At 64.5% G+C, this 8,382-nt stretch carries 7 protein-coding genes; 5 read left to right on the top strand and 2 right to left on the bottom strand.

Going from position 1 to position 8,382, the window contains the following annotated elements; all coding sequences use genetic code 11:
- The first annotated feature begins 154 nt into the window (after positions 1 to 154).
- Both AC07YR_RS18325 and AC07YR_RS18320 read left to right on the top strand, forming a co-directional pair.
- The gene (locus tag AC07YR_RS18325; RefSeq protein ID WP_055802951.1) at positions 155 to 646 is read left to right on the top strand and encodes an SRPBCC domain-containing protein; all 492 of its coding nucleotides are present in this window, start codon (positions 155 to 157) and stop codon (positions 644 to 646) included.
- A 10-nt stretch (positions 647 to 656) separates the two neighbouring features.
- Positions 657 to 1,157, top strand: coding sequence for a GNAT family N-acetyltransferase (locus AC07YR_RS18320; RefSeq protein ID WP_494734766.1), 501 nt, complete (start codon positions 657 to 659; stop codon positions 1,155 to 1,157).
- A gap of 10 nt (positions 1,158 to 1,167) precedes the next feature.
- Here the strand turns inward: AC07YR_RS18320 and AC07YR_RS18315 are convergent, their stop codons facing one another.
- Both AC07YR_RS18315 and AC07YR_RS18310 read right to left on the bottom strand, forming a co-directional pair.
- On the bottom strand, positions 1,168 to 2,199 hold the full coding sequence (locus AC07YR_RS18315; RefSeq protein WP_494734765.1) for a LacI family DNA-binding transcriptional regulator: 1,032 nt from the start codon (positions 2,197 to 2,199) through the stop codon (positions 1,168 to 1,170).
- A gap of 45 nt (positions 2,200 to 2,244) precedes the next feature.
- Positions 2,245 to 3,999, bottom strand: coding sequence for a glycoside hydrolase family 13 protein (locus tag AC07YR_RS18310; RefSeq protein ID WP_494734764.1), 1,755 nt, complete (start codon positions 3,997 to 3,999; stop codon positions 2,245 to 2,247).
- 306 nt (positions 4,000 to 4,305) lie between these two features.
- On the opposite strand from AC07YR_RS18310, the gene AC07YR_RS18305 reads away from it, so the two are divergent.
- The 3 genes from AC07YR_RS18305 to AC07YR_RS18295 all read left to right on the top strand — a co-directional run bounded on the left by AC07YR_RS18305 (position 4,306) and on the right by AC07YR_RS18295 (position 8,380).
- Positions 4,306 to 5,604, top strand: a complete 1,299-nt coding sequence (locus AC07YR_RS18305) for a sugar ABC transporter substrate-binding protein (protein WP_494734770.1) — start codon at positions 4,306 to 4,308, stop codon at positions 5,602 to 5,604.
- A gap of 143 nt (positions 5,605 to 5,747) precedes the next feature.
- Positions 5,748 to 7,403 carry an ABC transporter permease subunit gene (locus tag AC07YR_RS18300; RefSeq protein ID WP_494734763.1) on the top strand — a complete coding sequence of 552 codons (1,656 nt, stop codon included), beginning with the start codon at positions 5,748 to 5,750 and terminating at the stop codon, positions 7,401 to 7,403.
- Positions 7,400 to 8,380, top strand: coding sequence for a sugar ABC transporter permease (locus tag AC07YR_RS18295; RefSeq protein ID WP_436056710.1), 981 nt, complete (start codon positions 7,400 to 7,402; stop codon positions 8,378 to 8,380). Before AC07YR_RS18300 ends, AC07YR_RS18295 begins: the two co-directional genes overlap by 4 nt.
- The last annotated feature ends 2 nt before the right edge of the window (positions 8,381 to 8,382 follow it).

Raw genomic sequence — 8,382 nt, 5'->3', positions numbered from 1 at the left:
GCCCCAACCACACGGTTGGGGCTCTCCCGCATTTAAACCACCAAAACCCGCCTTCTGGCAGAGGCCGACAGGCTCCCGACCCGGAACCACAGCCCTCCCCCGGGCCCCTCCCGCAGAACCTGGGTGGGACAGGGTCCGGGTAAAGTTGTTGACCATGGACAACCTCTTTAGCCACGCTTCCCCGGCCGACGAAGCATCGGATCCCGTGGATGCCCTCGGCGCCATCGTGCACACCGTGGTGGTGCCCGGGCCGGTCTCCAAAGTGTTCATCGGGTTCACCGAACACACCCACCTATGGTGGCCCCTCGAGGATCACAGCGTGTTCGGCGCGGGCTCCTACGTTGAATTCGAAGAGAACCTGGTGTTGGAAACCGCCGACGATGGCCGCACCGCGGTCTGGGGCACCATAGACGACTGGCAGCCACCGCTGTCTTTCCACGCCAGCTGGCACCCCGGGACCACGGCGTTGTGGTCCACTGAGCTTCGCGTTGCGTTTAGGGCCGTGGAAGGGGGCACCGAGCTCCGGCTGGTGCACGACGGTTGGGAAGGCGCCGAAGACCCAGCCAGGGCTCGGGCGGAATACGATGCAGGTTGGCCGGGCGTACTTGCCCGCTTTGTTCGGTTCATGGGTGGTGCCGTTGGTTAGGGTCCGCCGCATGACCGAGGGCGAATGGCAGTCGCTACGGGCCGTACGGCTGGAGATGCTGTCAGACACGCCCACTGCGTATGTCGAATCGCTGGTGTCGGCCCAGGCGCAGACTGAAGGTCAATGGCGGAGCCGCGCCGCTGCGATGACTGCCCCGGGCAGTGTGACGTTCGTGGCTGGGGACGACTCAGGGGCCAACGGTTTTTGCGCGCTGATGCGTGTGGTGGTCAAACATCCCCAAGACATCGACCGGCCGCGTCAGGCCATGCTGATCAGTGTCTATGTGGCTGCGGCATACCGAGGCAGCGGGCTTGCCGACAAGCTTCTGCGCCATTCGGTTGAAGCTGCAGCTAGCGAGCTGGGTGCCGGGCTGTTGCAGCTCGGGGTGCACGAGGACAACACCCGTGCCCTTCGCTTCTATACACGCCACGGCTTTCATGACACTGGCCGCAGGGAAGCCTACGCACTGGATCCTGCCAAGAAGGAATTCGTCATGGAGCGGGAGTTGTAGGAGGAAGAACTTAGCGCTGTGGCGCTACATCTGCCGGTGGTACGGAGGTACTGGACCTGACCACGAACTTGGTGGGGAACTCAGTGTCCGTTGCGCCGCCGTCGGCAGCGTTCTCAAGCCCGGCGAGCAGCAGCCGGACCGCCAATGCCCCTTGGCCACGGGCGTCCTGGTCGATAGTGGTCAGCCCGAACACCTCACCAAGCTCATGGCCATCAATACCGATGACGGACAAGTCGTACGGAATCCGCAGGCCGAAGTCACGTGCGGCCAGGATGGTTCCGATGGCCATCTCATCCGACGCCGCGAACACCGCCGTGGGCCGTTCGGAAGCTCCGCCAAGCAGTTGCCGGGCACTCGCATAGGCCCCCTGGATGGTGAAGTCGGCGGAGACCTGCCATTCAGGGCGGACTGCAACGCCGGCAGACGCCATGGCTTTTTCAAAGCCGCCCTGTCGCGTGCCGGGGAGCCGGAAGTCCTGCTGATAGGAGGCGTCGCCGGTCATATGGGCGATCCGGGTGTGTCCCAGCCGGAGGAGGTGGTTGGTTGCGGCCTCGGCAATGCCGGAGTCGTTGATCCGAATGGTGGAGGCACCAGGCAACGGTCCGCCGATTCCCACGATCGGGCGATGGATGGCGAGCAGCTGCTGTATTTCAGCTTCACTGAGTTCGAGCGACACGGCGATGACCGCATCCACCCGCTTTCGCAGGAGAAAATCGTTCAGCACACTGTGCCGGCGGTCGGGCCCTTCACTGACGTTGTACAAGGTCAGGTCGTAGCCGGCATCGAGCAGTGTCGCGGACACTCCCTCCACCACCGAGGAGAAAAACCAGCGGTGGACCGAAGGAACAACCACTCCCACATTGTGGTTCCGGCCTGAAGCCAGGCTGGAGGCATGGTAGGACAACACGAAACCGAGCTCCGCCGCCGCTGTCTGCGCGCGTTCGCGGCTGCGGGGCGAGACGTTGCCTTTGCCGCTCAGCGCCCGCGACACGGTGGCGATGGATAGGCCCGCACGCTCAGCTACGTCCTTGATGCCGGGCATGTTCAGTTCTCCGTGTTCCTCACTGCTAATTCAACGACAGCCGGATCACCCAATTGGAAGGTTCAACCAGACCGTCTCACCCGAGCCTAGCTGATGACCGCCGTCGTACGTTTCCGGTGACGCCGAATGCTCAGCTGACTCCGGGGAGCTGCGCAGCAGCACACGCCCCGGCGGGAGGTCCATAGGGTCCCGTCCCGCGTTCATTACCACTAGCGTGGTGCCGTTGACGTAGGCAAGCGACGTATCGCTGCACCACCTTTCCAGCCAGGCCAGCGAGCCCCGGCCCAGGTCCAGCTGCCTCCGCATCGCCAACATCCGGCGGTAGAGGTTCAGATGCGACGTCGGCTGTGCAGTCTGCACGTCGCGTGCCAGTTCGGCGAAGCTTGCCGGCTGCGGCAGCCAAGGGTCCTGGCCGGACCCGAAACCGGTGTGCAGCTCCGCGGCGCGCCACGGAAGTGGCACCCTGCAGCCGTCGCGGCCCAGCCGCTCTCCACCGGTGCGCGCGAAGGTGGGGTCCTGGCGCTGGCTGTCCGGGATGTCGATGCCGTCCGGAAGGCCAAGTTCCTCGCCCTGATAGAGGTACGCCCCGCCGGGAAGCCCCAGCATGAACATGGAGGCAGCCGCCGCCCGCTTCCGGCCCAGCGCAAAGTCGGGCTGACGGTCAAAGGTGCCGATCCCGTCGCCGTCGCGCGGTGCCTGGCCGTCGTAGCCGAAACGGGTGGCGTGGCGGACGACGTCGTGGTTGGAGAGTACCCACGTGCTGGGAGCACCGACGGCGTCCAGCGCCACCAGCGAGTCCGTGATCACGCCGCGCAGACGGTGGACGTCAAGACCCGCATGGAGGTAGGGAAAATTGAACGCCTGATGCATTTCGTCCGGGCGGACCCAGTCGGCCAGACGTGGCAGCGGGTCCACGTTGGCTTCGGCGCACAGGATGCGGTCCGGACCGTACTCCGCCAGGATGCGGCGCCATGCCCGGTAGATGTCATGCAGGGCAGGCTGGCCGAACATTGGGGCATCGTGGCCAGGGTATCCGTCACAGCTGTTGCCATCTGCCCGGCCACCCCATTCGGGCAGCCCGGGAGCCTTCACCAGGGCATGTGCAACGTCCACGCGGAATCCGGCGACACCACGGTCCAGCCAGAAACGCAGCACCCGTTCGAACTCATCGTGGACTGCCTGGTTGTCCCAGTTGAAGTCCGGCTGGGAGGTGTCGAAGAGGTGCAGATACCACTGCCCGGGCCGGCCGTCCGGTTCAGCGATACGTGTCCAGGCCGGTCCGCCAAAGTGGGATTCCCAGTTGTTGGGAGGCTCTTCGCCAGAGGGTCCGCGGCCGTCCCGGAAGATGAACATGTCCCGCTCCGGACTGCCCGCGGGGGCGCCGAGGGCGGCTTGGAAAGCGGCGTGCTGGTCCGAACAGTGATTGGGAACGAGGTCCACGATCACGCGCAGGTTCAGGCGGGTTGCCTGCGCCATCATGGCGTCGAAGTCGGCCAGAGTGCCGAAGAGCGGATCCACGTCGCAGTAATCGCTGACGTCGTATCCGGCATCCTTCTGCGGTGAGCGGTAGAACGGCGACAGCCAGACGGCATCCACATCAAGCCGGGCCAGCTGGGGGAGTTCGGCGGTGATGCCAGCCAGATCGCCGATTCCGTCCCCGTTCAGGTCCCGGAAAGACCGCGGATAAACCTGATAAATCACCGCGGAGCGCCACCAGCCGGCAGCTTCATCTGCAGTGTGGACCAGGGTCAGCGGCCCGGCCGCTACGGCGGGGGCTTTGAGCATTGAGTCAACGGACATGCCGGTAATCGTAGAACGGAACAGCGCCAAATTGAAAACGCTTCCAATTGTGACGTGCGCCTCACTAGGCTTGGGAGTTCTTCCGCTTCAGTCCTTAATTGTTGGCGTGTTGGCGCGCCAGCTTGGGACCGCGGCTGGCGGCGCTCCATTTTGCCCAAACGGCTACTGCCGAGTAGGGTGACTTTCCAACATGGGTCATTCCGTGTACTTTGGAAGCGCTTGCAGCTGTGAGCCACATCACCGACGATGCCACAGGGCCCCAGGGGCCGACGCGTGGATGCAGGATTTTTTATGAAAGGGACACCAATGAAGGTGCAGAACACCCTCACGAGCGGGACCAGCCGCCGCGTCTTTACGGCAGGCGCGCTCTCCGTCGTGGCAGCCCTGGCGCTCAGCGCCTGCGGGGGCGCGGCCGCCACGTCGCCGGCCACCACCGCCGCCAAGCCGGATCTGAAATCCGCCGGCGCCGGCACCATCACCATGTGGGTCGACGCCGAACGGTCACCGGCACTCAAGGACATCACCGCCAAGTTCCAGGCCGATACCGGCATCGAAGTGAAGCTGGTTGTCAAAGACTTCGCCGCTGTCCGCGATGACTTCATCACCCAGGTCCCCACGGGCAAGGGTCCGGACCTGATCGTGGGCCCGCACGACTGGGTGGGCAAGTTCGTCCAGAACGGCGTGATCGCTCCGATCGAACTCGGCGACAAGTCCTCGGCCTTCCAGGACTCCTCCGTCAAAGCCATGACGTTCAACGGTTCCGTCTATGGCGTCCCGTACGCCATCGAGAACATTGCCCTGCTGCGCAACACCGACCTCGTGGCCGAGAGCGCGGCAACCCTGGATGAAGTGGTGGCGAACGGCAAGAAGGCCGTGGCGGACGGCAAAGCCAAGTTCCCGTTCCTCGTGGGCATGGATCCCAAACAGGGTGACCCGTACCACCTCTACCCGCTGCAGGCCTCCATGGGTTCGCAGGTCTTCGGCCAGGCAGCCGACGGCGGCTACGACCCCAAGCAGCTCCTGATCGGCGACGCGGCCGGCGTCGAGTTCGCCAAGAAGCTTGTGGCCTGGGGCGATACCGGTGAGAAGATCATCAACTCCAACATCACCGGAGACATCGCCAAGGAGAAATTCCTGGCCGGCGAATCACCGTACTTCCTGACAGGCCCCTGGAATGTTCCGGACGTCCAGAAGAAGGGCATCAAGTTTGCCGTGGACGCCCTGCCGACCGCCGGCGACAAGCCTGCCCAGCCGTTTATCGGCGTCAATGGCTTCTTCATCAGCGCCAAGAGCGCCAACGCCCTGGCCACCAACGAGTTCGTGACCAACTACCTCACCTCGGAAGCGGCCCAGGACTCCATGTACAAGGCCGGCGGCCGCCCGCCGGCCCTGAAGGCGTCCTTCGAGAAGGCTGCCAGCGACCCCGTCGTGGAAGCGTTCGGCAAGATCGGTGCCACCGGTGTTCCCATGCCGGCCATCCCGGAAATGAGTGCGGTCTGGGCCGACTGGGGAGCCACCGAACTGGCCCTCATCAAGGGCCAGGGCGATCCTGCTGCCGACTGGGCCAAGATGTCGGCCAGCATCAAGGCGAAAATCGCCGGCTGACCCCTTTCTGGTCTACTCCCGACAGCACCGGCCGGGCAGCTTCATGCTGCCCGGCCGGCTGCTGCAGCCCCCGCTTTGCTGCAGTGCCCTCGCTGCGCCCGCAATTTCCACGGCCCCGCTTCTCCCAAGGACCATAGACAGCCATGCCCAAAACCGATCTTTTCCAGGATTCCCCGCAGCCCCCGTCGCCAGCAGCTTCGCCAACCTGGGAGGGCAACACGCCAGACCAGCCGGGCGGGGCCCGTAGCAGCCGCTCCCGCCAGGATTCCACCAGGGGAATCGTGGCCAAGATCGTGCTCCTGGGCCTGGTGGACGCCCTGGCCGTCTATGTCCTGATGATGCTTTTCCTCAGCCAGTCCTGGGGTGCGCTGGCGGTCTCTTCCGCCGTCGTACTGGCCATTAACTGGATCTACCTCCGCAAGGGGGGACTGCCCGCCAAATACCTGGCGCCGGGCGTGCTGTTCCTGCTGGTGTTCCAGGTCTTCGTGGTGCTCTTCAGCGGCTACATCGCCTTCACCAACTACGGCGACGGGCACAACAGCACCAAGGATGACGCCATCTCGGCCATCCAGCTCACCGCCCAGAAACGCGTTCCGGACTCGCCGGCCTACAAGGCGGCGGTGCTCACCAAGGGCAACGACTTCTACCTGTTGTTCACCGATCCGGATGGCAAGGCCACGATCGGCAGCACCGGCACGCCCCTGCAGGAAGTGCCCGACGCCGGTACCGATTCCACGGGTAAGGCCAACTCCGTCGACGGCTACCAGACGCTGACCTTCCAGGAAATCGTCGCCAACCAGCAGGAGATCCTGGCCATCACCGTGCCCGTCTCGGACAATCCCGCTGACGGCACCCTGCGCACGGCAGACGGAAGCAACGCCTACGAGTTCAAGCCGGCGCTGACGTATGACGCCGCGGCCGATACCTTCACCGACACCGATACGGGGGCCGTCTACCGCGACAACGGCAGGGGCGCCTTCGCCGACGGCAGCGGCCAAACCCTCACCACGGGCTGGAAGATCGACGTCGGCATGGAAAACTTCGCCCGTGCCTTCACCGATCCCAGCCTCCGAGGACCTTTGCTGGGCGTCATCCTGTGGACGTTCACCTTCGCCGTCACGTCGGTGGCACTGACTTTTGCGCTGGGACTGTTCCTGGCCGTCACGTTCAACCGCGAGGACCTGCGCGGCAAGAAGGTGTACCGGATCCTGATGATCCTGCCCTATGCGTTCCCCGCGTTCCTGTCCGGCCTGGTCTGGTCCGGCATCCTCAACCCGCAGTTCGGCTGGCTCAACCAGACGCTTCTGGGCGGGGCCACGATCGGCTGGCTCACCGACCCTTTGCTTGCCAAGGTCAGTGTCCTGGTGGTCAACCTGTGGCTCGGATTCCCGTACATGTTCCTGGTCTGCACCGGTGCACTCCAGTCGCTGCCCACCGAACTCGACGAAGCTGCCCGGATGGACGGAGCCGGCCCGTGGCGGGTGTTCCGGTCCATCAAGCTGCCGCTCTTGCTGGTCTCCATTGCACCGCTGCTGATTTCCTCTTTCGCCTTCAATTTCAACAACTTCAATGTGATCTACATGCTCACCGGTGGCGGGCCGCGCTTCGCCGACACCGACCGGGACATTGGAGCCACTGACATCCTGATCACCCTCGTGTACAAGGTTGCCTTCGGGCAGGGCACCGGCCGTGACTACGGCCTCGCCAGCGCCCTGGCGATCATCATCTTCATCATCGTGGCCACTGTTTCGGCCATCAGCTTCAAGCAGACCAAAGCACTCGAGGACGTGAACTCATGAACGGGTCAACGGCACGCACCCGCACGACGGCGGCTCCCGCCCCAGGCTCCACCCTCACCGCAGCGGGCACCGCAGCCGGGACCACCGATGTCGATCAGCTGAGGCTGTTGCACCGGCGGCGCACGTTCGGTGTCTGGTTCAAGGACAAAGGGTGGCGTCATCTCGTAGGAATCGCAGTGACCATCTTCGCGATCTTCCCGCTGCTCTATGTACTGTCTGCCGCGTTCAACTCCACCGGTACCCTCGTGGGCTCGAATGCGCTTTTCAGCAAACTCGACCTCGGCAACTTCACCGCCTTGTTCAACGACCCGTCCCGGCCCTTCGGCCGCTGGTTCGTGAACACCATGGTGGTGGGTGTGGTGACTTCCGCGGCGACGGTGTTCCTGGGCGCCATGGCCGCCTACGCATTTTCCCGCATGCGCTTCAAGGGGCGCCGGATCGGGCTACTGAGCCTGCTGCTGCTCCAGATGTTCCCGCAACTGTTGGCCGTGGTGGCCATCTTCCTGTTGCTCAGCGGGATCTCCGAGGTCATTCCGGCCCTGGGCCTGGGCAGCCAGCTCGGCCTGATCATGGTGTACCTCGGCGGCGCCCTCGGGGTGAACACCTACCTCATGTACGGCTTCTTCAACACCGTTCCGCAGTCCCTGGACGAGGCGGCAAAGATTGACGGCGCCAGCCACGTGCAGATCTTCTTCGGCATCATCCTGCGCCTGGTCACGCCGATCCTCGCCGTGGTGGGGCTGCTTGCCTTCATCGGCATCTCCAGCGAATTCGTGATCGCCAGCGTAGTGCTGACGGACCCGGACAGCCAGACGCTCGCCGTCGGACTCTACTCCTTTGTCGCCCAGCAGCGCTCGGAGAACTGGGGGGTCTTCGCCGCCGGCGCCGTGCTCGCCGCCGTCCCGGTGATGGCACTGTTCCTGTTCCTGCAGCGCTACATCGTCAGCGGCCTCACCCAGGGCTCGGTCAAGGGCTGAGC

This window comes from Arthrobacter sp. GW460-12-1-14-TSB2, from assembly GCF_059423525.1.
Note: the sequence above shows the minus strand (reverse complement) of the source record. Positions and strands in the feature narration are given on the sequence as shown.